Here is a 26,030-nt window from a genome sequence, read left to right as displayed (position 1 = left end):
GGGACTAGGAATAGGATCGGTGAAATGAGTTTATAGGGTTCTAGATTTCAAATCTCTAGGCTACTTCAGTGCATTAATCGCGACACCGGTTTGATACAGAATTTGAGTGGCGGCAGTCCAAGTACTCAGTGCATCGCGGTAATCGGTATCTAGTGGAACCACAATAGTATCACCCGCTTGTAATTGGTCTTTATTGTTACCAAACCAATAGCCCGAACTCGGTTTGTAAACCGAACCATCAGCTCGTACAACGAAGATACGGTCTTCATCGGCTTGTTTTTTCACCCCACCCGCTTTATTGACGTAATCATCCACGCGCAATGTGCTATCCAGTAGATAGGTCACCGGCACCTGCACTTCGCCCATGATGGATACCGTATTACGGAAAGTGGGTACAAATAGAAAATCACCATCCTCTAGGATAAAATCGGCACTTCTTTCATCGCGTAAAATTCGGTTAAGCTGCACTACCATGCGGCCTAAAGCTTTACTGCGGCTAGCTTCTTCAACAAAAGCTAAGGTTTTATCCGGATCGGAAATCACCGAGCTTAAATTAGTATCAGCACGGAAGGTCTTCTTCGCGGTTTCTGCTCGCATATCCGCCGCATACTGATTGAGTAATTTTTGCTCTTGTAAACGTAACGCTTCACGAGTGAATATTGCGCCACGCGGGTTGGCAAATTCAGTCAAACCACCCGCGCGCTTCAACAAGTCAGCCAACGTTTCACCTTGCCGCACCGTGTAAGTGCCCGGAAACAACACTTCACCTTGCAGTACTACGGTTTGTTGCAGTTTTGCCGACGGTTTTTCCAATACGTTCAATTTATCCATGCCTTGCAGAATAAATTTGTTTGTTGGCTGATCACTTAAAGCTTGGCGTAAATCAATCGCGGTAATTTGGGTGCTCACTCTCTCGTGATTGGCATCAATTTCACGCCGAGCTAATTCGGCGCTAATGGTATAAGCATTAAACGTTAAGCCGCCAGCCGCTTCAATCAAAGCCGAGGTCGTCATCTGCTCAGTGATCGGATAGCGCCCTGGGAATTTAACCTCACCCACCACTTCGGCAACTTGTGGCGCGCGACCAGATCGAGACTGTTGATGCAGTTGCAGCAATACCGGAGCCAGTAGATTGCGCCGAGTATTTTGTTTGAGCTTTTCAAACTCATTATGCGTGATTTTTTTACCTGCAAACTGAATTTTCTCCAGTGAGGGGGAGCTTAACTGAGTATCTGTTTGTTCCTTTTCTTGCTCGACTTGCGCTTGCAGTTGCGCTTGTTCAAGGGTTTTAGCTCGATTTTCTGTTTCTTTGTCAGCGATATTCGTACCATCAAAATCTTGGTAATTAAAGCGGTTGAAAATTAATAGACGATCTCGGGATTGTAGCGTGAGGTTATCTCGGCCATTCGGGTCAAGAATGGCGCTCGCGAGGTTAATTTGGTGCACTTGAATATCACGTTGAACATTGATTTGACGCACCACCAGCGCATAATTGACATCCGCCGTAGAATTAAAAGCGCTGTCTACCGATTGAAATACATCTGCAATTCGTAACCCTGGCTTCCATTCAAAAAATCCAGGATGCTGAACATCACCAGCGATTTCAACATAGTGGCTTAATTGCTCACTCTTTTTCAAAATCTTGACCACATCACCATTATTAACTTTGCTTTTTAAGTCATGTTGATTGGTCAAATCCAGTGTTAACGCTTTGCGGATCCCACCATTGGCATAACGTTTGATTTCGGTTTTATCTTGATAAGCGTTAGGCGTAAAACCGCCAGCCATATTGATGACATCTTGATAGGTTTCATTATTTTTAATTTCGTAAATCGCGGGGCGATTCACTTCACCATCAATCACAATGGTTTTATCCACTGCGCCAATAAATACCACATCACTTGGCATTAAGCGCACATCATTACGGGTATCACCTTTCAGGAGCAGATCATACAGATCCAGTTGCACCACCACTTGACCTTCACGTTTTAGCTGAATATTTCTCAGCGCGCCACTTTGGCTAAAACCACCACTGTAGTAAATGGCTTGTGAAAGCGTGGTCAGTGCACTGACGGTGTAGGCACCCGGTTTGTAAGCATCGCCCATCACAAAGATTTGCATAGTGCGCAGCTCACCCAATGAAATATCACTGCGAATGCCGATCATTTGCTCCTCAACTCGTTTAGCCAAGGATTGACGTACTTCTGAGAATTTTAGCCCTGCAACTTGAACCGGGCCTAATGAAGGAAAATTGATGATTCCAGCGCGATTAACTCTTAAGCGGTGCGTCTGGTTATCTTTACCAAATAGTTGAATAACAATTTCATCACCAGCGCCAACGGTGTAATCCGATGGTACTGGCACATCACCGACGGGGGCAAAAGTACTGGGTGAACCCGAAAACAGCGATAAACCAAAACGCTCAAGCGCTTTGTCTTGTCCATTTTGCGACTTAGTCTTGTTTTGCTGCTGACCCTGGGCGGCCTGTTCATTTAACGAACGAGGCATAATGACCTCCGGATTTTCATAACTGGCTGAGTTATTCACCGAGGCTGGCAAGGCAATACCATATTTACTCGCCAACGCTTGTTGTTGCGCGGCAGGTAAATTTTTAAACATTTGGATCTGTTCCGGGGTCGGCGTTTGCGCCATCGCTACCGGTAGGCTCAAGCTAGCCACTAGGCTAAGTGTCCGTAAAATGTATCCTTGGGTCATAAGGTTGCTTCGCTTTTAGGCAAAATGAGAAAATAATGAGCGTAATGCTTGGGGTTGGTTAAGAGCGTGGTTGGTTGTTAAAACGACCTGAGTTAGCACGTCATCGATTAAAACTTAAACTGAAAACTCAAATTAACCGTATTTAAACGTGCTTCATCGCCATTGGCGTGATTAATAAAATCGAATGCAATAGCACTTCGGTTATCCAGTGCGTAATGGATGCCAATGCCAGAGCTGAATCCAGACTCATCCACGCTACCTACCCCTTGTTTATCTAAACTAAAATAGGAGTAACCCGCCAAACCATACAGAGAAACTTGTGCTGACATGGGTAAATTGAGTTTAACCAACGCGGCAGCCAAATTATCAATACTAATCCCCGAACTACGCTGCACCGAAGTACTATAACGCGCTTCAAGGCCAAGATAATCACTGAAAAAATAGCCCGCTTGCAAAGCGACGGCGATCGGTGAACCATCGCTAAATGAGGCAGTATGGTTGGGTTGATATTCGGCATTACTGTATGTCAAAGCAATGCCTGCATAGGTTGCTGCAGTAACACTGGGCACCATCAAGCTTGGTGCAATAAGTCCCAAACTAAGCCAAATGGGCTTCGATAAAAGGCATCTTGATGATTTCACAAAACGTTCCTTGACGACAGAATCGGTTAAGTCAACCGTATTTTAAATACGCTACCGCCCTGAGGTATCGTTCCTCCTAACGCGGTAATGGCTGATTGTTGAGGTTCTAAGAACCGTTTTTCTCTTATCTTTTACTTTTTTGCTACCCTTACCTTAGTTTTTTATTATTAACCAGGCTCACTTATGAGATTCGCATCACAAAAGCTTAAGTTAGCGATGAAAACTTTCAAATTATCATCATTTAATTTGAGCAAAATATCATTTAATTTGCTCAATTAGGCGCGAAATCATACCGAGCTTGGTTAAGCTTGTGAAGTCTATATTGGTTAATTTTAGAAACTCATTCTATCCCGATAATTCTAGTGATTATTATTAATATATTTTCCGTTATTCCCTTTATTTTGTTTACATTAAAAGCAATTCTGTCTATCTTTTGCATGATCCGCGATTGATGCGGATGTACATCGATGTAATAAATATCTTTCATGGAGATAGCAATGAAAAAATCAGCACTCGTATTACTAAGTGCACTGCTGGCCAGTGGTTTTGCCACTGCAGCAGAAGAAACTGCAACATCTGGTGCCGGCGGTTCTGCTGCTAGCACTGCAGCAGTAGGCTCCGCAACCACAACAGCAGTTGCTGTTGCTGCGGTAGCAGTAGCGGTCGTTGCAGTAGCAGCGAGCGACTCAGGTACAGATACTACAACTTCTGTTTCAGCAGCTAAGTAGTCATCTTACCTTTAAAACAACCGCGTAAAGCGGTTGTTTTCTTATAATTTTTTAGATCAATCTATCATGCGCAAAATATATTATTTCGTTCTTTGTCAGTTATTTCTGCTTTCTGGATGTGCAAAGAATGCGCAACATTTATCTGATTCTTTGCAACTTGCGATTTTTGGACCAGAAGCTTCGGTTATTTCAGCACAAACCGTTGCCAGTATTCCTTACGCCAGTTTATATATTCAGCAGAATAATAATCCACTCGCATTAATGGTATTAGCTTGGGCTGAGCCAACCTCGAATAATTCTCATACCGCATTAAAATGGGTCTCATCTGGTCAAGAAATGATTGTCACCCAAGGTGGCAGAATTACCAAAACGTTGAACTTGGATAGCGAAAACTTAATTCACCTTGAATCTGATTCGGTTGATCCTCTGCAACTCGGATTACATAAAACCACCACCCCACGTGATTGGCAGTTCTACTTAAGCTGGCAACCGGGTTATCATTTTCGCTATTTGGCGCAGTCTCATTTTGTCAATCAAGGTGAACAGATCAAACAACTGCCAAACGGCGAGTTTCGCACTCTACTACGCATTAACGAACGCATCACTATCGAGGCGATTCAGCAGCAATATCACAACTTCTACTGGCTTGACCCAACCACAGGGGCGGTTATTGCCACCGAGCAACAATTGGCTCCCGGTTTAAATCGTTATGCATTAGCGGTCGGTAAATCTTATTTAAACCAAGGAGGCATCTAATGTTGCAAGCTTGGCATCCCTTAAAAGTGGCCTTTCCCTCGAACGCTTGGCTAACCTTAATCGTGATGATGTGCGGGTTAAGTGCAAACTCACTATTGGCGGCTACACCACTCGCCACCACTCTAGAAGCTCGCTTGGCAGGCAATGCCGTGCAACTGCGTTTTACCGAGCCGGTTCGGCTTGATCACGCCACTATGCAAGCACTACAACATTACCAGCTCAGTACGCTGGATGTAGAGTGGTCAAGTGCCGGACTGTTTGATTTAAGCCATGCTTTTTTATTTAAACGCGAAGTGCTATTGAAACTGGCCGATCGGCAAGCGGCGGCCCCTGCGACTCAGCAAGCGCTATGGACATCACTTGATACGCAACTGCGCCATATTGATGTAGCGAAACGCGTATTTGGCATTCTGGACCCTGATTGGACCAGAATTGCTGCGCAGGATAACCCGCGACTCAATGGTCAGTGGTTACTCACTCTCAAACAAAAATCAACTCACGTCTCTGTTTATGGTGCAGTAAGCAAACCGGGAGAGGTAGCTTGGCTTAACAGGCGCTCAGCCAAAGATTATGCACAAGCCGCAGGATTATTCGATGAACAAATTAGTGAAATTATCGTCATTCAGCCTGATGGCACGGTGCAAAAGCATACCGTCGCCTATTGGAACCAAAACTTTGCCGAAGTAGCCCCTGGGGCAATCATATATGTACCGCTACCACTAACTCACTCTGCTGTTTATTCCGACACCGCAAGCACTGATATCAATCAGTTAGTGATCGAACTACTGAGAAATAGATTACCGTTATGAAAACTGGCCGCTCTTCGCAATTGAATTCTTCCCTCTCACTACTCGCTGTCATGGTGAGTAGTATACTGATGCCACGGCAAGCTTTTGCCGATGAGTTTAGCTACCCGCCACTGCGCCATGCACAAGCGGATTTTGGCGGCACTGGGCTTATCCAAATGCCCAGCGCTCGTATGCTACCAGAAGGTGAACTGAGTTTAGCGGTCACGAATAATGACGATTACTTGCATTATGCAATTTCACTGCAACTTTTCCCTTGGCTAGAAACCACCGTGCGCTATACCCAAGTGCATGCACTGCTTTATAGTAATGATGCAAGCTTTAGTGGCGATACCAAATACACCGATAAATCGATCGATGCCAAACTGCGCTTATGGCAAGAAAACTATTGGCTACCTGATATTTCACTCGGACTGCGTGATATAGGCGGCACCGGATTATTTGATGGTGAATATTTAGTCGCCACTAAACACGTGGGTCCACTCGATTTTACTCTAGGGGTCGGTTGGGGTTATTTAGGTAATCGCGCCAATCTCAGTGGCGATAAAACCGCCAGCCCAGACTGCGGACGTGATGGCAGCTACGGCGGCAACGGTGGCATGTTTGATTTGGGGCGCATGTTCACTGGCTGTACCGCCCTATTTGGTGGCATTGAATACCAAACACCATTGGCACCACTGCGCTTAAAACTGGAATACGATGGTAATGATTACCGCAGTGATTTTCCGGTAACACGTGGCCGAGAGCCAATGCCAGTCGCTACGCCATGGAACTTTGGTATGGCTTATGCGCTCACCGATTGGGCCGATTTACGGGTCAGCTATCAGCGTGGCAATACTTTGACCGCAGGCCTAACTTTAGCAACCAATGTTGCCTCACTTAAACCAACCTGGATCGATTCGCCAGCCCCGACTTACCAACCTGCCCCAAGCAGGACCGAGCTCAGTGATGAAGAGTGGCAAAACTTAACGGAAGATTTAGCGGCTATTGCTGGTTATCAACCCGTCGAAGTGTACCAAGAACACGATAGCATTGTAGTCAAAGGTACTCAGGTAAAATACCGCGACCGTGAGCAAGCCGAGCAACGTGCAGCGACTTTAATTGCCAATACTGGGATACACACTCGTAGCTACCGAATTATTGAGACCAGTGAAGATCAACCATTAACCGAAACTCACTTGAACAGTGCCGCATTCAAACGAGTCATCGATCACGATTACCCCGATGTGAAGCTGGCTGATGCCAAACAATCCACTCACCCAGCGCCGAACAATGGCGAGTTAAAAGCCGAACAACAGCAACGCTGGAGCTTTGGTTTTTCACCGGTATTACAACAGTCATTTGGTGGATCAGAAGATTTTTATCTTTACGCGATTGGCATTAATGCTAATGCCAGCTATAAAATGGGCGATCATTGGCGAGTTTCCGGTACTTTGTATGGCAACTTGATCGATAACTATGACAAGTTCAACTATACCGTACCGCCAGATGGTACCGATTTAAAACGGGTACGCACCCTATCACGCCAATATTTTGAAGAACCGATTCGAGTCAGCCATTTGCAACTGACTTATTTTGATCAATGGCAGCAATTTTATACCCAAGCTTATGCCGGTTATCTCGAAACTATGTTTGCAGGGGTGGGCAGCGAACTGCTGTACCGTCCACTGGGTAAAAACTGGGCCATCGGGATTGATGGTAACTATGTCAAACAGCGCGACCCAAGCTCTATTTTTGGCTTGTATCAACAAGAACATCAATACGATGCCGACACTGGTAATAAATATCGCGTACAAACTGGCACCCTCACCGGTCATGCCACACTGTATTGGCAACCGCAATTTTGGTCGCTGCTGGATAATACGCTACTCAAAGTCAGTGCTGGCCGTTATTTGACCGAGGATATCGGCTTTACGGTTGATTTCTCAAAACAGTTTGCCAGTGGCGTTATCGCCGGTGCCTTTGCCACTAAAACCGATCTCTCCGCTGAAGAATTTGGCGAAGGCAGTTTCTCCAAAGGCTTCTATATTTCGATTCCATTGGATTTGATGACCATTCGCCCAAGCACCGAACGGGTTAATGTTTCTTGGTTACCACTGCAACGTGATGGCGGGCAAATGCTCTCACGTCAGTACGGTTTATTTAAGATGACCGATGCGAGAAGCCCTTGGTATGAAAGGTTCTAGGTTCTAGGTTCTAGGTTCTAGGTTCTAGGTTCTAGGGTCTAGGGTCTAGGGTCTAGGGTCTAGGGTCTAGGGTCTAGGGTCTAGGGTCTAGGGTCTAGGGTCTAGATTTTAGGATCATTTTTTGCATGACAACAACGAAACGCAATCTGGCAAACTCAGGGATTCTATCTAATGCATAAACCAATCATTTCTAGCGTAATAGCACTTGCCCTGATGGGCTGCGGCGGCGGCGAAAGCGGCAGTTCTCCTGCACCCGTTAAGTATTTTACTATTGATTTTTTAGGTACTGGAACGATACAGCCCACAGATATTAACTGTCAAATATTCGGATATGCTCCTAATTTTAATTCAGAAATAAAAGATACGATAGTCGCTTATTCAACACAGCCGATTAATACAACCTCTACACAATATGAGGTATTTATTCATAATGCTGATGGTAGCATCGTTAGAAATTTTACTAGTTTAGACCTAAAAGTTAATCAACTTCGTTTCACACAAAGTACTATTCCTGATGATGGATATTTAAGCTTTGCTTATTATCAATTATCAAACAGAATTACCGACGTAACCACTTTTGCCAAATCTGTACTACCTGATTCATTTGCTATTTATACTGACGGAAATCGCACTTCTTGCTTAACCCCCAATAGCGCCAATCCACAAGTACAAACCGTAAATGGCTTTATTCAAAGAATGTCAGGCTCTAATTTGTTATCTGGCTTTAACACTAGCACTCAAAACCTAGATGAAATAACAAAATATTATAAAAAAGATAATCCAGACAATACAGCCATCGAGTTTAGTTCGCAACAACATCCACTATTAGCAATAATTTATACAACTAAGGATGAGCGCATAGAGTCTTTACTAGGATTTAAATTTACCCCTTTTTCACAAAGAGGTATTCAAGGATCACCCATTGTTCTTGATCCAGTTGATTGGACCGGTGGTATATGGAGATCACCAGCAAATTTAACCATTGAAAATGCATTACTATTTGTAAATGGAAAAAAAATACTTAGCAATGCTAATTACGCTTATTTATGGCAGCCACTTACACAAAATACAGACGGTAATTTTAGCTATGCAGCAAGCATTGGTGATGAAAATTATTATCTTTATTTAAAAGGTCAACAAGCTGTCAATAACCAAGCTCTGCATTGGGGAGTACAACATGTTTCCCAAGGCACAAATAATGGTGTATTAAACGCTGACCATATATTAGATGAATTCCCAAACCAACCAGAAATTAAAATTGAAAACTGTCAAGAATCCCAAAATGGTCAATGCATAACCATTGATACTGGTAATTTAAATGCACAATCAGGGATTCAACGTGTACTAGTTAGCACCAAGCGCCAATCTAATGACAACCAATCTATTCGTCAGGTGTTTTACACCCCAATAACAAAAAACATTCCAACCTTAAAATTTAATCGAACCAATATGGACGATAGATTGAATACAAATGCAAAAACATTTGTCTCACTGCTATCAACTAATATACAAGCCGTGCAAGAAGCATTTTTATATCAACACCAAAATTTATCTTCTGCCAATGCAGAGGATCTAAACACTGATACTATCCCTCTACTCAAAAACATCGCGGCACAGCAAGATCAGCAAGATGTGCTCAAACGCCAACCGTATACTTGGGTGTGGTTAGAACAGGGAGCGGAATAAGTTCCAGATCCTAGGTTCTAGACTCTAGAACCTAGGCCCTTTCTTTCCTCGCCCCTCCTTTCCTGCTACTATTTCGCCAATTTATTTAGCATAAGGCAAAAAGGTTATGATCATCGTCACTGGCGGCGCTGGCATGATTGGCAGCAACATCATTCAAGCACTTAATCAACGTGGTATTACCGATATTCTGGTCGTTGATCACTTAAAAAATGGTCGTAAATTCAAAAACCTGGTTGATCTGCAAATCGCAGACTACATGGACCGAGATGATTTTCTGGCACAAATTATGGCAGGGGATGATTTCGGGCCGATTGAAGCGATTTTCCATGAAGGTGCCTGTTCAGCCACCACCGAGTGGGATGGCAAGTATGTGATGCTCAATAACTATGAATACTCAAAAGAGCTGCTGCACTACTGTTTAGAGCGTGAAATCCCGTTCCTGTATGCTTCTTCTGCGGCCACTTACGGTGATACCGATACCTTTATTGAAGAGCCGCAATACGAAGGCGCGCTGAATGTGTACGGTTATTCCAAACAGCAGTTTGATAACTATGTGCGCCGCCTATGGGCGGATGCAGCACAGCATGGTGAAACGCTGTCGCAAATTACCGGGTTTCGTTATTTCAATGTCTATGGCCCACGTGAGCAGCATAAAGGCTCGATGGCGTCGGTGGCATTCCATTTAAATAACCAAATGAATGCGGGCGAAAATCCAAAACTGTTTGCAGGCAGCGAGCAATTTAAACGTGATTTCGTGTACGTCGGCGATGTAGCAGCCGTTAACCTATGGTTTTTAGAGCATGGCATCTCTGGTATTTTTAACTGTGGCACGGGCAAAGCGGAATCGTTTAATGAAGTGGCTAACGCAGTAATTGCCTTCCATGGCCGTGGTGAAGTGGAAACCATTCCATTCCCAGACCACCTAAAAGGCGCTTATCAAGAATTTACGCAGGCCGACCTAACTAAACTGCGTGGTGCAGGCTGCGATGTGCAGTTTAAAACTGTAGCCCAAGGTGTCGCAGAATATATGGCGAAAATTAATCTCCAATAAGATACCTCACCTGATCGCCTCCACATCGTGACAAAAAAGGGGGCGAGGAAAAAAGTAAAAGAAATCATACCCTCACCTGAAAAGGTGAAATACAAAATAGAGAGAACAGTATGAAAATCGCGGTAGCGGGAACTGGATACGTAGGTCTGTCCAATGCATTACTTCTAGCCCAACACAATGAAGTCGTTGCTCTCGACATCAACGCAGAAAAAATTGAGATGCTCAATCGTCGCCAGTCACCGATTGTGGATCAAGAAATCAAACAGTTCCTGACCGAAAAAAAGCTCAACTTCACCGCGACCACCGATAAACTCACCGCCTATCAAGGTGCGAGTTTTGTCATTATTGCTACGCCAACCGATTATGATCCCACCACTAACTATTTTAATACCGCATCAGTCGAAGCGGTGATGCGTGATGTGATGGAGATTAATCCAGACGCAGTGATGGTGATTAAATCGACCATTCCAGTTGGCTACACGGAAAAACTCAAACACAAGCTGCAATGCTCCAACATTCTGTTTTCACCTGAATTTTTGCGTGAAGGTAAGGCGCTGTACGATAACCTCTACCCTTCACGAATTATTGTTGGTGAGCAAAGTGAACGAGCACAAACGTTCGCTAACTTGTTGGTACAAGGCGCGATCAAACAAGATATTCCGGTGCTGTTTACCAACTCAACCGAAGCGGAAGCGGTAAAACTGTTTTCGAATACTTATCTTGCGATGCGCGTTGCTTACTTTAATGAGCTGGATTCCTATGCCGAAGTGCATGGCCTTAATAGCCGTCATATCATTGAGGGTGTAGGGCTCGACCCACGGATTGGTACCCACTATAACAACCCATCGTTTGGCTACGGTGGTTATTGTTTGCCAAAAGATACCAAGCAACTACTAGCCAACTACCATGATGTGCCGAATAACATCATTGGTGCGATTGTGGATGCCAACCGCACTCGTAAAGATTTTATCGCCGATTCAATCATTCAGCGCCAACCTAAAGTGGTAGGAATTTATCGTTTGATAATGAAAGCGGGATCAGACAACTTCCGTGCCTCTTCGATTCAGGGCATTATGAAACGCATCAAGGCCAAAGGTATCGAAGTGATTGTGTACGAGCCGGTGCTGAAAGAGGACCACTTCTTCCACTCGCGCGTCATTCAAGATCTTGAAGCATTCAAACAGCAAGCGGATGTGATTGTCTCTAACCGTTTGACCAAAGAGCTAAAAGATGTTGAGGACAAAGTATACACTCGTGATTTGTTTGGGACGGACTAAACGCAGAATAAGCACATAACTATATGATTAACAATTTAAATTATCGGGCCATTTACAACAAGGTAGCGATGTAAGAGATAACAATGAAATATTTAATCATTGGCCCTTCTTGGGTTGGCGATATGGTGATGTCACAATCACTCTATACCACGCTAAAACAGCAACATCCCGATGCTCTCATTGACGTCATTGCCCCTGGATGGTGTAAACCGATCTTGGAGCGGATGCCCGAAGTCAATTGCGCAATTGAAATGCCCCTCGGACATGGTGATTTTAATTTACTAGGCCGCCGTGAAATCGGTAAGTCTCTGCGAGAGTTTAAGTACGATCACGCCTACGTTTTGCCTAACTCGGCCAAATCGGCGCTCATTCCATGGTTTGCCAATATCCCTCTGCGCACCGGTTGGCGCGGCGAAATACGTTATGGGCTGCTCAATGATTTACGCCCTAACAAAAAAGCGTTTCAGTATATGGTTGAGCGCTACGTGGCCTTGGCTCACCCACGTGAGCAAATGTTCGATTCCTCATCGTTAGGTGGGTTAGAAGCCCTGCCTCGACCTAAATTGTCTATCCATACTGATGCTCAGCAACAAACACTGGCGAAGTTTAATCTTACGATGCAGAGCAAAGTGATCGGTCTTTGTCCTGGTGCTGAATTTGGACCAGCAAAAAAATGGCCGGAAAATCATTATGCCGAAGTCGCCCACGCCATGTGCCAACAAGGTCATCAAGTGTGGTTGTTTGGTTCGCAAAAAGATCGCGATACCTGTAATGGCATTAAACAAGGCGTACCTAGCGCGTTTCATCACCAAATTCACGTACTGGCTGGCGAAACCAGTTTGATTGAAGCGGTGGATCTACTGGCGGCTTGTCACACGGTTGTCAGCAACGATTCAGGCCTAATGCACGTCGCTGCGGCTGTGGGTTGCAATGTCGTCGCGCTATATGGTTCAACATCACCAAAATACACACCGCCTTTGGCAGAAAACGTAGAAATTGTTCACACCAATATTGAGTGTCGCCCCTGCTTTAAGCGTGAGTGCCAATACCAACACCTCAAATGCTTGTCTGAACTGACACCAAAGCAAGTGGTAGACAGTATTCGTAAACTCGACGCAATTGCGGTGAACGCATGTTAGTGAGATTGATCTACACACTCCTACTGGGTTTAGCGGCACCTTTGCTGTTGTTTGGTTTGTATCGTAGCAAGCCGAACAAGCCCAAGTTCAGCAAACGTTGGAAAGAGCATTTCGGCATCACCCCAAAGCTTGATGCGCAAAACCAACCAATCTGGATCCATGCAGTTTCTGTTGGAGAAAGCCTCGCGGCGATTCCACTAATTAAAGCAATTAAAGAGAAAACGCCCAGCCAAGTGATTGTCGTGACCACCACCACCAGCACTGGCGCTGAACAAATTGAAAAGCTGGGGAAGTTAGTTGAACATCGCTATATGCCTATCGACTTTGCCTTTGCCGTTCGTGGTTTTCTTAAAGCGATAAATCCGACCAAGATGCTGATCATTGAGACAGAACTGTGGCCCAATACTCTCGCAACTGTGCACAAAGCCAATATCCCAATTATCGTGGTCAATGCCCGTTTGTCAGAAAAATCTCAGCAAAACTACGCCAAAGTTCAACCGCTATTTAATCTTATCCACCCTTGCTTGAGTAAAGTCCTTTGCCAATCCCAAGCGGACGCTGATCGTTTCGCTCAACTTGGCGTCCCGACAAACAAACTCTGTGTGACGGGCTCGATCAAATTCGATATCCATATTTCCGATGAGATCAAACGCCAAGGCGTGGAACTACGTGCTCTGCTTGGTCAACAAAGGCCTGTATGGATAGCCGCAAGTACCCACAAAGGCGAAGATGAGCAAGTATTAGATGCTCATAGACAAGTGTTAGAAACCCACCCAAATGCACTCTTAATATTAGTTCCTCGCCACCCAGAGCGTTTTAACTCGGTCTTCGAATTATGCCAAACACAAGGTTTCGAAACAGTAAGGCGTACACAAGCAAACACCGTTGTCGACTCCACGCAAGTGTATCTTGGCGACACTATGGGTGAAATGCTGGTTTTACTCGGTGCCGCTGATATCTGTTTTATGGGAGGAAGCTTGCTTGGCAATAAAGTCGGCGGGCATAATGTGTTAGAGCCAGTTGCTTTGGGGGTGCCAGTGATCACTGGGCCAAGTTATTTTAATTTTAAAGAAATCATTGAACAGCTATTGATTGAATCTGGGATTTTAATTAAACCTGAAAATGAACTAACCATGGCATTACAATGCTTAATTAATGAACCTAACATTCGCTTTCAACTGAGCAAGAATGCCACGACCGTAGTTCAATCTAATCAAGGCTCTCTACAACATACCATCGACTTTACTCAGGATTAAAACAATGAACGTTTTTTTGGTAACCACACCTCTACAATACATTCTTGCTTTAGAAGCAAAGGCCCATTTCAACTGCCAAAATTGTTTATTAGTTCTTGTTAACCAAACAACCCTCCATGGCATAACACAACTGGAAAATTTATTCTGCTCAAATGATTGGTCACAAGTAATTAGAATTCCACCAACACACCGCAGATTCAATGTACCACAAGCAATCAGAAAAATAAAAAAATTTACAAACAATCAAAATATTGAGCGTTTTTTTCACGCAGAATATAATGCGTTACGAACCAAAATGATAATAAAGAACTTGCCAATTCAACAGGAAATTTATTTCGATGATGGTACTTTGACATTAGTCGAATATCCAAAATATATTTTACCAAAAAAACCATTTTATCGACCTCGTTTAATTCAGGATTTTATTATAAGATTACAAGGATGTTTACCCGTTGGCTATCTTGAGCAATCTCATAGTTTAGAGGTGTTTACATTGTTTAATTTAAACCCAACGGCACATAAAATTCACAAAAACACACTTAAACATCTAAAAAACCATTACGGAAATCCAATACTATATAATTCTGAAGCTCCAATTGGTTATATCGGACAAGGAGCAATTGGTAATAAAAAGCATAAATCGACCAAACAATATATACAAGAATTAGAAAGTTTAGCAATGTGCTCTAAGCGAAAAATTATTTATTTTCCACATCGAACAGAGCCTCAAGAAGTTCGTCAAGCTTTAGAGAATAACAAGCATATTATCTATCACCAGAGTGAGTACCCACTAGAGATTGAACTTATTGATAAACATATTGAACTCTCAGCCTTTGTAGGCAGTTATTCAACCGTAATGTTTACTTGCCGGTTACTGTATCCTGAAATGCCAATTTATACGGTATCAAATGATCACCATGATCAAGAAATCCGTAATGAATTAGATCGTCAACTCAAAGCTATAAATGTACAAAAAATCGATCGCTTAGATCAAATATAATATTACACTCTCTAGTTTTTAATCGTAATATTATAATTATCAATGGCTGTACCAAGGCGGGGTCTCACTCTGAATTTGTAACCATTTTTGTGCTTGGTTCATAGAGCCTGTCAACTCAATGCCTTGGTGTTATTGGTATGTAATGTTTATTCGCCGCTTACTTTAGTGCCACATCAGATGCTGGTGATAAGTTCATGGGTCAAATGGGCACATTGGTAGAAACCTACAAGAAACGTGGACTTATCAAGCTTATCTACCCCTAACTCTAGACAATAGTCAATTACTTATTGGTGAACGATTACATATAATGTTTATATGCATTAAGAATCTCTAGCAGATCAATCACATAATATTCTATATATTGTATCTGATATTTTTAAAACCAAGATGGCTAGCATTATCGTTAAATACTGCAATATGTAGAATTATCATAACTTTAGATCCATAAAAACCTTCTGCCTACTTACATTCCAAGTGTTTTTATTTTCAATATATTTTATAAATAAACTATCACTATTACCCTCACCAAATTCATTTATAGGAGAAAAATGATTTTTGTGACAATTTTTTATTACATCAACGATTAATTGAGCATCCTCTTTAACATTAATAATTGATTCCGCATTTGAACGATTTTTTTGTCGTGACCCCAAATTTATTGTTGGCTTACCATAAAATGGAACTTCACGTACACCTGCACTAGAATTACCAATCATAAATTCTGCATTTTTTATAATTGTAAGAAAACACTCAAAACGAATACTTGGGAAAACTTTAAATTTTTCATTGCCTTTTAGTCGATCGAAATTTCTTATAATAACATCTGAACCATGGTCATTATTAGGGTAAATAACAATATAATTCTTTCCACTATTAATTATACCAGTAACTGACTCTGAGATATTATGTTCCAATTCATCGATTTCTGTTGTAACTGGGTGATACATAAATACAGAGTATTCTTCAAATTTAATGTCATACCTAGATTTTACATTATCTAAACTAGGTAATTTATTAGATTTCATTATATCCAAATCTGGAGAGCCTATGATAAAAATACTTGACTCTGACTCACCAAGTTGCAGTAAACGAGATTTTGCAGACTCATTTGATACAAAATGAAGATGGGACATCTTTGATACTGAATGACGAATCAGCTCGTCAATCGTCCCAGAAACTTCCCCCCCTTCAATATGAGATACCAATATATTATTTAAAGCTCCTACAATCGCTCCAGCCATAGCCTCTACACGATCACCATGCACAACAATCATGTCTGGTTGAAGCTCTTTCACATAATCAGAAAGTCCTTGAATTGTTTTGGACAGAACTACGTCCATCGAATCATAACCATTTTGATTAATGTACTTATATAGATTTTTAAAGCCTACTTTTTCTACTTCATTTGCTGTCATGCCATATTTTGCCATCATATGCATACCAGTAATAAAAATATAAGCCTCAAATTCTAAGTGCTGATCAACTTTTGTAATCAAACTTTTCAACTTACCAAAATCTGCCCGTGTGCCTGTCAAAAATAATATTTTTTTCATAATTTACTTTACGTATTCTTTCTTCAGTTGAATATCAGCAGGAATTGCTTGTGATGCGACTTTACCAAGTAATTTCTCATACTCTTCCGCTAGAAAATCACCTGTCCCAGGGCGTTTCACCCAGAGATTATCCCGAGTAAATGCTTCACCAGCTTTAACATCAGCAATCGTGACAACACTTGCGTACGCAAAATCAATGGTTACTTGTTCCTCTTTTACTGCTTCTTTTTTACCACCTCGCATTCGTGCCATTCGTTTAGATTGAGCTATGAGCTCAGCACATTCTTTAGCATCCATTGAGCATACAATATCTGGCCCAGGACGATCTTTTCTATCCGTAAAGTGGCGCTCAAGAACCGATGCACCTGCGGCTACGGCCCCCAAACATGCAAGATTATCAATACTGTGGTCTGAAAGGCCAACTACAGCGTCAGGGAATGCACTTTGCAGTTCTTCCATAGCTCCAAGACGAATTAAATTGTCAGGTGTCGGATATAAATTTGTTGTATGTAATAAGCAAAATGGAGCTTTATGCTTGCGAAAAATATTAACTGCCTTTTCAATTGATATAATATCATTCATTCCTGTACTAAGAATGATTGGCTTACCAAAGCTAGCGATCAAATCAAGTAAAGGATAATTATTACATTCTCCAGAGCCTATTTTGTAAGCAGGCACTTTCATTCTTTCCAAGCGTAATGCCGCCGCACGTGAGAATGGAGTACTAATAAAAATAGCGCCCTTTGATTCAATGTATTCTTTTAAACGCTTCTCATCTTCTTCATTAAGAGCACATCGCTCCATAATTTCATAAATTGAAACTTCTGCATTTCCAGGAATAACACTTTTAGCCTCATCACTCATTTCATCTTCGACGACATGAGTTTGATGTTTAATTACTTCAGCTCCAGCATCAATTGCTGCATCAACCATCTCGAAAGCTACTTTTAGAGAACCTTCATGATTAATGCCAATTTCTGCAATTACAAGTGGATCAAAATCTAGCCCAATTTTACGTCCAGAAATTTCAAATACTGAGTTAATCATTTATTTACCTCCTTTAATTTTCTTTCTACAAGATTTAAATCTTCAAGCGTATCAATATCTATAGAGTTTTCCTTTGACATCACATATGGAAACACCTTGCTTCTTGGAAAGTGATTATTTATTTTAAATTCATTTACTAGAAAAGCATAAATTGCACCATTAGGCTGAAATGCTTTAGGTAAATCCTGTCTTCTTGCATATGGAGCCTCATCACTATACAAACCTTTAATATTACCATTTTCACATTCAATATATGACTTTATCGGGGTATGTGATGGTTCAAAAACACTAATAACAAGATTCGCATTATGTTCATAAAAAACATTGAAAGCCTCTTGCAAATGCTGGCTTGTTCTCAGTGGAGACGTTGGCTGGAGAAGTACCATTCTTTGACAGGGTATGTTATGACTTTCTAGCCAAGAAATTGCATGGGAAATCACATCAATACTACTAGCTGTATCTGATGCCAACACTGCTGGACGTTGTATAACTTCAGCCCCCCATTTTTTACTTATATCGGCTATTTCTTTATCATCGGTGGTAACAAAAACACGCTCAATTTGCGAACAATTAAGAGCTGCGTCTATTGTCCAACTAATTAATGGCTTGTCATACAAAGTAAGTACATTCTTTCTTGGTAAACCTTTAGAGCCACCTCTAGCGGTAATAAGTGCAACAAATTTATCTTTCATAGCTTATTCACCTAAGAAATTTTTCACTTTTCATCTTAGTGGTTCTTTACTTACTGAGATGATTTTTATCCATATCTAATGCTCACCAAATAGCTATCCCATTGTAATAATGGAACTTTATGATATTGAATACCATTAAACAGTCTACTACTTTAAATTTTAAAGACTATTTTAAGCAATTTTTAGTTGTAATGATAGACTTGAAGTTGAAACTATTTAGCAGTATCGCTTCATACAATTAAAGCATAAGAGACTACACTATTGAATAGAATAACTTACACCCTTATCCTAGTTTTTTGATTTTCATAACCTGTTAGTAATGACTGAAAATCATTGTGATTCCAGTGGATACTTCTCTTCACCAACTCTTTGTTAAATGAACGCTCTAATCGCTCCAAGTTAACTAGCTTCCATGAATTACCAGCTTGCTGCGCGCATTTATCAAAATCAATTAGCCAGACTTGATCATCACTATCGAGCAAAATATTGTGAATATTCAAATCAGTATGGTTAACTTGGGCATGATGCAGCTTAGCGATTTGTTGGCCAATCTGCTGATATACCTGATGCTCCAGCGGGCCAGCCTGTAATACCGCCACCAGATCACGCGCATTCGCCACTTTTTCACTCAAAATATCGGCTTGATAAACCAAACCATGCCGCACCACTCGTGCAGCGATTGGCCGTGGCACATTCACTCCTTGCGTACGCAAATGATCGAGCAACATAAACTCTTGATAACTACGGGTGTTTTCCAAGCTGCTGAACCAGTAGGAATCGACTATCAACTTGCCAAACAGACCACCACGACGGTAATGACGCAATGCCGCAGGCAAATGATGCATTTGCACAAACCAAGTGGTGCCTCTGCCCTGTGCGCTACCAATCACCTTCTCATTCGTTTGCCAGTATGTGGGATCAAACAAGGTTTCCAACGGTTCAGTCACCCATTGGTCGTCATACCAAATCGTTTGATCTTGGTTTAGCTGCTGTTGTCTGATCACGCGCAAAATTCCTAATCGGCGGGTTTACTCAGCGCTTATTTTACATTTATCAGTGGAGTCTGCATAATTTAGCCTCATTAAATAGATGAGTTTTATTCGATGCCCCTTTTTTCTGCGCCACCTAACTCGGTCTGCTTTGTGCGCCTATCAGCGATTGGTGATGTCTGTCATGCGGTTGCCGCCGTGCAAAACCTGCAACAATTCTGGCCAGAAACTCAAGTTACTTGGGTGGTTGGTAAAGTTGAAGCCCAATTACTGCAAGGGCTGCCCAACGTTGAATTCATCGTGTTTGATAAAAAAGCGGGTTGGACAGGGATCAAGGCGGTTTGGCAACAACTTAAAGGGTGCAAATTTGATGCATTAGTACACATGCAATTGGCGCTGCGTGCGAGCTTGCTGACTCTCGGTATTCGTGCACGATACAAAGTCGGTTTTAGCTTTAAACGAGCCAAAGAAGGTCAGTGGTTATTTACTAACCGCAAGATTGCTGATACCGAATCCGCCCATGTGCTCGATAGTTTTTTCTCATTCACCGAATTTCTTGGCGTACCGCGCCAAACGCCCAGTTGGAACCTAGCAATCAGTGTACAAGACCGTCAATTTGCTCGTACTCAGCTAGGCCAACAACCAACGATTGTGATCTGCCCTGCCGCCAGTAAAGATGAACGTAACTGGCTGACTGAACGTTATGCACAATTTGCTGACTATGTGATTAGCCAAGGCTACCAAGTCACATTGTGTGGCTCACCAACTCAGCGTGAACAGCAACTAGCTGCCAATATTAGCCAATTGATGACGCACCCAGTGCTAAATTTGGTCGGTAAAACAAGCCTAAAACAGTTGACTGCCGTGCTTGGAGAGGCAAAGTTAGTACTTGCTCCGGATTCAGGACCAGCACATATTGCCACCACCCAAGGCACTCCAGTGCTTGGGCTTTACGCACACAGCAACCCCAAACGTACCGGTCCTTATTTTAATGTGGATGATGTAGTGAGCGTCTACGAACAAGCCGTCACACAGCAACAAGGTAAACCACTCGCTGAATTAGCTTGGAGCACCCGAGCTAAAGGTACTGATTTAATGCAAGCCATCACGGTTGATGCAGTAATCAACCAATTTGATCGCATCATGTCTCGCGCCACTCACTTAGGTAACTCAACTCATGGCTAATTCAATACCGACCTTAGCGGTCGCCCTGCTCGTTAAAAACGAAGCAAAACATTTACAAGCTTGCTTAGAAACTGTCGTTGGCTGGGTTGATGAAATTGTGATCCTAGATTCTGGCAGCAGTGATGAAACCGAAGCGATTGCTCGCCGCTTCACCAATAAATTTTACGTTAATTCCGATTGGCCTGGGTTTGGCCCTCAACGTCGCTTAGCACAGTCCTATATTGAGTCAGACTATGTACTGTGGCTGGATGCCGATGAGCGCGTCACGCCGGAGTTGAAAGCTGATATATTACGTGCCATACAAGATGATCCTGCTAATACACTATATGCAATTAATCGCCTCAGCTCGGCATTTGGTAAATTCATTCATCATTCAGGTTGGTCTCCTGACTGGATTGTCCGTTTATATCGAACAAAAGATACCCATTACGATGATGCTTTAGTGCACGAAAAAGTTGTTGTGGGACCATATAAAGTAAAAAAACTTTCCGGTAGGTTACAACATTTCACCTATGATAACTTGCATCACTATATCAATAAAACAACTGGATACTTAAAAGCCTGGACTGATGAGCGCGAGGGTAAGAAAAAATCAAGTCTGAGTATAGCTATTACTCATGCTTTAGCCAGTTTTATAAAAATGTATATTATTAAACTCGGATTTTTAGATGGTAAACATGGTTTTATATTAGCATGGTTATGTATGAATTCGACCTTCATAAAATATGTTGATCTTTATTTAAGAGAGCAGGATCATAAATAATGAAAGTTTCTTTAATTATCACCACATATAACTGGAAAGAAGCCTTACAGGCTGTACTCAATAGTGTGTTACACCAAACGGTATTGCCTGATGAGGTTATTGTAGCGGATGATGGCTCACGTGAAGATACTGCACTCATGATAGAAAAAGTTCGTCAATCCTATCCCATTCCACTAATACATAGTTGGCAAGAAGATAATGGATTTCAGCTATCAATGAGCCGAAATAGAGCAATAGCCAAAGCTTCTGGTGATTATTTGATCATGATTGATGGTGACATGGCTCTCTCTAAAAACTTCATTGAATCCCATAAAAAATCTGCAAAATCAGGGTGGTTCGTGCAAGGTGGCCGCGTTATAACCAATCAAGACTGTGCAAGAAAAATAATCGCAGAACAACTCACACCAAATATTTTCACAGCTGGATTACGCAACAGAAAAAACTGCATTACTAATTCTATATTGTCTCGTTTATTTTCTTACGAACGCAATAATGATAAGGCAACTCGAGGTTGCAATATGGCTTTTTGGAAAAAGGATGTTATTGAGGTGAATGGCTTTAACCAAGACTTTATTGGCTGGGGCCGAGAAGATAGTGAATTTGTTTTGCGCATGCTTAATGCTGGTAAACGCAGGTTATATCTAAAATTTTCTGGTGTAGGTTATCACCTTTATCATCCAGAAAATTCTCGAGCATCATTAACAAAAAATGATGAAATTTTAGAAAACACCATTAAAAATAAGTTAACTCGTTGTGAAAATGGCATTGGGCAATATCTATAATTTAAATGCATCATGGTAACTATATGAAAATTTTAATTTGCAGTTCCTACAAAGATGCTTGGAATAGTGTCCGCCCTGAAGCCGAAATGTTTATCGAAATGGCAAAACTGGGGCATGAGGTTACGATTATGACCCAAGGTGATGCTGAATATGTCGCGCGTTTTCGCGACAATGGCGTCAAAATTATCGATTGTTACCCTAGTAAAAAGATTTGTTTGCATACCATTAAAACCCTACGTCAAGCGCTGCGCGAAGAGCATTATGACGTAGTATATGCGATGAACTCGAAAACCATTCCTAATGCGGCGTTTGCCTGCATCGGCTTTAAACACACTAAGCTAGTCACTTATCGTGGAACCGTCGGTGGCTTATATCGCCATGATCCGAGCGCCTACTTAACCCATCTCCATCCTCGAGTGAATGGGATTAGTTGCGTTGCGCAAGCGGTGGCGGATGATGTGCGTCAGCGAGTATGGAAACATGCCGAGAAAGTGCTCACTATTTATAAAGGACATGATATTGCTTGGTATCAAGCACAACCAGCCGATCTAAGCGCACTCGGTTTACCAAACAATGCCTTTACGGCAATCTGTATTGCAAATGCTCGCCCGAGTAAGGGCGTGCACATCCTACTTGAAAGTGCCAAACAGCTTGCACAGCTCACCAACCTGCATCTCCTGCTGGTTGGACGTGATATGGAAACCGAACACAACCTCAAATTGGCTGAACAGAGTGGAATGCGTGAACGCATCCATTTTCTTGGTTATCGCAAAGATGTACCTCAATTATTAGCGGCAAGCCAAGTACAAGTACAACCTTCGATTAGTGGTGAGGGTTTACCGAAAACCATCATTGAAGCAATGGCGATGGGCGTTCCTTCTGTCGTAACGACAACCGGCGGAGGGAAAGAACTACTGATTGATGGTGAAACTGGCTTTATCGTGCCAACTAATGATGCTGATGCAATCGCAGAAAAAATTGAGTGGCTTTATCATTCCGAACCAAGCCGCTTAACAATGGGACAGAAAGCTCAGCAACGAATGATCAGCGATTTCTCGTGTCAGGAAAGTGCCAAACAGCACCTCGCTTTCTTTGCTTCACTGCTCAATCACGAATGATCAGCCACTTGTATGATCAAATCGCGTAATATTGATTAGCATAACAAGCCAATCCATCAATATGAGTAAAAGATAGTGAACTCAAAACCAATTTCCCGGGTAATTTATCCTGGTACGTTTGATCCGATCACCAATGGGCATCTCGATCTGATTGAGCGTGCCGCCAAGCTGTTTGATGAAGTGATCATCGCGGTAGCGGCTAGCCCCAGTAAAAACACCCTATTTAGCTTGGATGAGCGGGTCTATTTTGCACAAGAGGTCTCTGCTCATTTAGAGAATGTCAGCGCTAAAGGCTTCTCTGGACTACTGGTCGATTTCGCGCAAGCGCAACAAGCCAATGTGCTGATCCGCGGGTTACGTACCACGGTCGATTTTGAATACGAATTTGGCTTAACCAATATGTATCGCCGTTTGATGCCAGGATTAGAAAGCGTATTCCTCACCCCTAGCGAAGAATACGCTTTTATCTCTTCCACTATAGTGCGTGAAGTTGCCATTCATGGTGGTAATGTGGCGGATTTTGTCCCCCCCATCGTCGCCAAGGCACTGCACAGTAAAAAGCTTAGTTATTGAGTATAGTGCAACTGAAGCAACTCACTTGATTACTTCAGTTGCATATATTTTACGGTGTTATTGGCAAGATTTGCGAACGTAAGTAGTAATCCTGCAATTGTGAATATTGTTTTCCCCAATCTGGTACAGGTTGATCCGTTGGCTCTGCTTGATTGAACAGCGGATTGTGTTTATCCCACTCATAAAATAGCCCAGAACCATCACTATTAAATGCACCTTGTTGATTTATCGTACGCTCCGCATTGAAGCCGATATTGCTCACCTCATCCACCGAAAGTAAATTTTCGCCACCTAAGCTAATGTAACGTTGATCTGACAAGCTCAAATGATACAAAGTTGGGAACAAATCTCGATGAGAACCAATCCGCAGTGGATCATAGTTAACTGGAACGTGCTGCAAAATCGATGTAGGTACATTGAGGTAAAATGGTACAGCATAAGTCAGTGCATATTCGCTTGGTTTATCTGCACTGCTATAGCGCATACGATGATCGCCCGCAACGGCAACTACCGTTTTGTGCTGCAAGGTCGCCGACTGTTTTATCCGCTCAATAAACTGACCTAGTGCATCGGCTGAGTATTGGAAAGTATTTAGCAGCACTTTTGCTTGCTCACCTTGATAGCCAATCAAACTCGATAAGCGATGACTGATCGCAGTAGGCTTCGGCTGATAATAACTAGGCACTTTATAGGGCGAGTGGTTAGTTACCGTCATAATAAAGAGCATAGTTGGCTGCTGCGCTTGCTCTAAGAGTTGATTGGCAAACTGAAATAAATAGCCATCCGGCACCCCCCAAGCGCCTGCATACTGCTCCGCCTCAGGAAAAGCTTCGATGATGTCATTTTCATCATAAACCCGATCAAAACCCTGCACTGGCAAATAGTTGGCAAGATTGCGCCACATGCCATTACCGCCATACAAAAATGCCACTTTATAACCCGCGCGTTTATACGGCAAAATTGCCGAACTGGGCAGGGCAATGTTCTGAATCGACGAATGGCTAATGGTAGCAACAGGGCTATGAAACAAGGTCATCACTAAACTATCAATCGTGGCGGTTGTTCCCGCCATAAAGCGCTCAAACAAAAAACCTTGTTGCCAGTATGGACGTAATCGGCCTAACAGATCATTGGTTTGTGGATCATCCTCAACCAATATATTCATTCCCATGCTTTCCATCATCGCGACCACCACATGCGGTGGATTATCACGCAAATAATCATTCACTGGGGTTTGATATTCCGGTGTCGCTTGGCCAAGCATTTTTTGCATCTGATCGGTGAGCACTTGTTGTGAAACTGGCTCAAATTTTTGTTGCTGACGGCGATCTGATATTGCCCAATCGAGCGCCATAAACACATTTGGTGTAAGCATATTCAGTGGTTTAAACGCCGAAACACTGGCGTGATAGCGCTTTAATGGGTGGCTATCGAGCGAGCCACGGGCAATCAAAAAAGTCAGCATTACGCTAATAATAATAAGTAGCGCCGTAAATCCCCAATGCCAAGCAAAGCCTAGGCTTAGTTTTCCAATTCTGCTGCGTAAAAACCAGCGTGATGAGTAATACGCCAGCCCACCAATAGCCAATCCTACTAGTACGCTGCGGATGATCGGATAATCACGCCACAGATTAATCAGCACGGCTTTTGCATCATCCTCCCACAGACCAAAGATAAAGAGGTCAACATGGCTGCCATAAGTGAGGTAGTAGTAGTGATTAACAACACAGCCCAACACATATAAACACGCAATCACACTATGGTAGCTCACAGCAAAACGCTGCCAACGCAAGTAAGCCTTGCTCGAGCAAGCCGCAATCAAGCCACTCAGCAGGAGTGGTGTATAAGCAATCGCGGTAACTTTGGCATCAAACCGCATGCCAATCCAAAATGCGCGCCAAATATCATCATTTATTGCGACTTTAGGCAGTAGATCATCAATGTGCAGAAAAAATATTACGCGAGCGATCAGCAATAAGCTTATCGAGAACAGGCTAAACTGGATTAGTAACAGACAAAGCTGACGAAGGTGGGCTTGATACTTCATTTAGGCAACCACAAATAGATAACTAACGCTCAGCCAAACA

At 42.5% G+C, this 26,030-nt stretch carries 22 protein-coding genes; 15 read left to right on the top strand and 7 right to left on the bottom strand.

All coding sequences use genetic code 11. From position 1 onward, the window contains the following. Window positions 1-60 precede the first annotated feature (60 nt). Together OOK74_RS00630 and OOK74_RS00625 are read right to left on the bottom strand one after the other, a co-directional pair. Complete coding sequence (locus OOK74_RS00630; RefSeq protein WP_430741954.1) at window positions 61-2,715, bottom strand: SLBB domain-containing protein; 2,655 nt, start codon at window positions 2,713-2,715, stop codon at window positions 61-63. Between the two features lie 107 nt (window positions 2,716-2,822). After that, entirely contained in the window at window positions 2,823-3,311 is a 489-nt protein-coding gene (locus tag OOK74_RS00625) for an outer membrane beta-barrel protein (RefSeq protein WP_278182899.1), read from the bottom strand. A 542-nt stretch (window positions 3,312-3,853) separates the two neighbouring features. Between OOK74_RS00625 and OOK74_RS00620 the strand changes: the two genes are divergently transcribed. The 10 genes from OOK74_RS00620 (at window position 3,854) to OOK74_RS00575 (ending at window position 15,241) form a co-directional block, all read left to right on the top strand. Next, a complete protein-coding gene (locus OOK74_RS00620) occupies window positions 3,854-4,084 on the top strand; it encodes a hypothetical protein (protein ID WP_278182898.1) in 231 nt (76 codons plus the stop codon). Between the two features lie 66 nt (window positions 4,085-4,150). After that, a complete protein-coding gene (locus OOK74_RS00615; protein ID WP_278182897.1) occupies window positions 4,151-4,840 on the top strand; it encodes a YjbF family lipoprotein in 690 nt (229 codons plus the stop codon). Then, on the top strand, window positions 4,840-5,649 hold the full coding sequence (locus OOK74_RS00610; RefSeq protein WP_278182896.1) for a capsule biosynthesis GfcC family protein: 810 nt from the start codon (window positions 4,840-4,842) through the stop codon (window positions 5,647-5,649). Before OOK74_RS00615 ends, OOK74_RS00610 begins: the two co-directional genes overlap by 1 nt. Further along, window positions 5,646-7,832 carry a YjbH domain-containing protein gene (locus OOK74_RS00605; protein WP_278182895.1) on the top strand — a complete coding sequence of 729 codons (2,187 nt, stop codon included), beginning with the start codon at window positions 5,646-5,648 and terminating at the stop codon, window positions 7,830-7,832. Before OOK74_RS00610 ends, OOK74_RS00605 begins: the two co-directional genes overlap by 4 nt. Before the next feature lie 171 nt (window positions 7,833-8,003). Continuing rightward, on the top strand, window positions 8,004-9,518 hold the full coding sequence (locus OOK74_RS00600) for a hypothetical protein (protein ID WP_278182894.1): 1,515 nt from the start codon (window positions 8,004-8,006) through the stop codon (window positions 9,516-9,518). A 106-nt stretch (window positions 9,519-9,624) separates the two neighbouring features. Continuing rightward, window positions 9,625-10,569, top strand: a complete 945-nt coding sequence (rfaD, locus tag OOK74_RS00595) for an ADP-glyceromanno-heptose 6-epimerase (RefSeq protein ID WP_278182893.1) — start codon at window positions 9,625-9,627, stop codon at window positions 10,567-10,569. 110 nt (window positions 10,570-10,679) lie between these two features. Continuing rightward, window positions 10,680-11,846, top strand: a complete 1,167-nt coding sequence (locus OOK74_RS00590) for a nucleotide sugar dehydrogenase (protein WP_278182892.1) — start codon at window positions 10,680-10,682, stop codon at window positions 11,844-11,846. Between the two features lie 83 nt (window positions 11,847-11,929). Further along, complete coding sequence (gene waaF / locus OOK74_RS00585; RefSeq protein WP_278182891.1) at window positions 11,930-12,985, top strand: lipopolysaccharide heptosyltransferase II; 1,056 nt, start codon at window positions 11,930-11,932, stop codon at window positions 12,983-12,985. Beyond that, entirely contained in the window at window positions 12,979-14,241 is a 1,263-nt protein-coding gene (waaA, locus tag OOK74_RS00580) for a lipid IV(A) 3-deoxy-D-manno-octulosonic acid transferase (protein ID WP_278182890.1), read from the top strand. The genes waaF and waaA overlap by 7 nt, the downstream gene beginning before the upstream one ends. A gap of 4 nt (window positions 14,242-14,245) precedes the next feature. Next, window positions 14,246-15,241 carry a glycosyltransferase 52 family protein gene (locus OOK74_RS00575; protein WP_278182889.1) on the top strand — a complete coding sequence of 332 codons (996 nt, stop codon included), beginning with the start codon at window positions 14,246-14,248 and terminating at the stop codon, window positions 15,239-15,241. 428 nt (window positions 15,242-15,669) lie between these two features. Here OOK74_RS00575 and neuC read toward each other — a convergent pair whose 3' ends face one another. From neuC to OOK74_RS00555, 4 genes are all read right to left on the bottom strand, one after another. Further along, on the bottom strand, window positions 15,670-16,794 hold the full coding sequence (gene neuC, locus OOK74_RS00570) for a UDP-N-acetylglucosamine 2-epimerase (RefSeq protein WP_278182888.1): 1,125 nt from the start codon (window positions 16,792-16,794) through the stop codon (window positions 15,670-15,672). Between the two features lie 3 nt (window positions 16,795-16,797). Next, window positions 16,798-17,841, bottom strand: coding sequence for an N-acetylneuraminate synthase family protein (locus OOK74_RS00565; RefSeq protein ID WP_278182887.1), 1,044 nt, complete (start codon window positions 17,839-17,841; stop codon window positions 16,798-16,800). Further along, complete coding sequence (locus OOK74_RS00560) at window positions 17,838-18,533, bottom strand: acylneuraminate cytidylyltransferase family protein (protein ID WP_278182886.1); 696 nt, start codon at window positions 18,531-18,533, stop codon at window positions 17,838-17,840. The genes OOK74_RS00565 and OOK74_RS00560 overlap by 4 nt, the downstream gene beginning before the upstream one ends. Window positions 18,534-18,808: 275 nt before the next feature. Beyond that, window positions 18,809-19,537 carry a 3-deoxy-D-manno-octulosonic acid kinase gene (locus OOK74_RS00555; RefSeq protein ID WP_278182885.1) on the bottom strand — a complete coding sequence of 243 codons (729 nt, stop codon included), beginning with the start codon at window positions 19,535-19,537 and terminating at the stop codon, window positions 18,809-18,811. 99 nt (window positions 19,538-19,636) lie between these two features. Between OOK74_RS00555 and OOK74_RS00550 the strand changes: the two genes are divergently transcribed. The 5 genes from OOK74_RS00550 (at window position 19,637) to coaD (ending at window position 23,943) form a co-directional block, all read left to right on the top strand. Next, on the top strand, window positions 19,637-20,707 hold the full coding sequence (locus tag OOK74_RS00550) for a glycosyltransferase family 9 protein (RefSeq protein ID WP_278182884.1): 1,071 nt from the start codon (window positions 19,637-19,639) through the stop codon (window positions 20,705-20,707). After that, the gene (locus OOK74_RS00545; protein ID WP_278182883.1) at window positions 20,700-21,470 is read left to right on the top strand and encodes a glycosyltransferase family 2 protein; all 771 of its coding nucleotides are present in this window, start codon (window positions 20,700-20,702) and stop codon (window positions 21,468-21,470) included. The genes OOK74_RS00550 and OOK74_RS00545 overlap by 8 nt, the downstream gene beginning before the upstream one ends. Next, window positions 21,470-22,252: a glycosyltransferase family 2 protein gene (locus OOK74_RS00540; RefSeq protein ID WP_278182882.1), complete on the top strand. Its 783-nt coding sequence runs from the start codon at window positions 21,470-21,472 to the stop codon at window positions 22,250-22,252. Before OOK74_RS00545 ends, OOK74_RS00540 begins: the two co-directional genes overlap by 1 nt. 23 nt (window positions 22,253-22,275) lie before the next feature. After that, complete coding sequence (locus tag OOK74_RS00535; protein ID WP_278182881.1) at window positions 22,276-23,370, top strand: glycosyltransferase family 4 protein; 1,095 nt, start codon at window positions 22,276-22,278, stop codon at window positions 23,368-23,370. 75 nt (window positions 23,371-23,445) lie between these two features. Continuing rightward, window positions 23,446-23,943 (top strand): pantetheine-phosphate adenylyltransferase, encoded by a 498-nt coding sequence (coaD, locus tag OOK74_RS00530; protein WP_278182880.1) that lies wholly within the window; start codon window positions 23,446-23,448, stop codon window positions 23,941-23,943. A 49-nt stretch (window positions 23,944-23,992) separates the two neighbouring features. Here the strand turns inward: coaD and OOK74_RS00525 are convergent, their stop codons facing one another. Further along, the gene (locus OOK74_RS00525; protein ID WP_278182879.1) at window positions 23,993-25,990 is read right to left on the bottom strand and encodes an LTA synthase family protein; all 1,998 of its coding nucleotides are present in this window, start codon (window positions 25,988-25,990) and stop codon (window positions 23,993-23,995) included. Window positions 25,991-26,030 lie beyond the last annotated feature (40 nt).

This window comes from Vibrio misgurnus, assembly GCF_029635775.1.
GTDB classification, from domain to species: Bacteria; Pseudomonadota; Gammaproteobacteria; order Enterobacterales; family Vibrionaceae; genus Vibrio; species Vibrio chanodichtyis.
The sequence above is the reverse complement of the archived record's forward strand: the minus strand, read 5'-3'. Positions and strand labels throughout refer to the sequence as shown.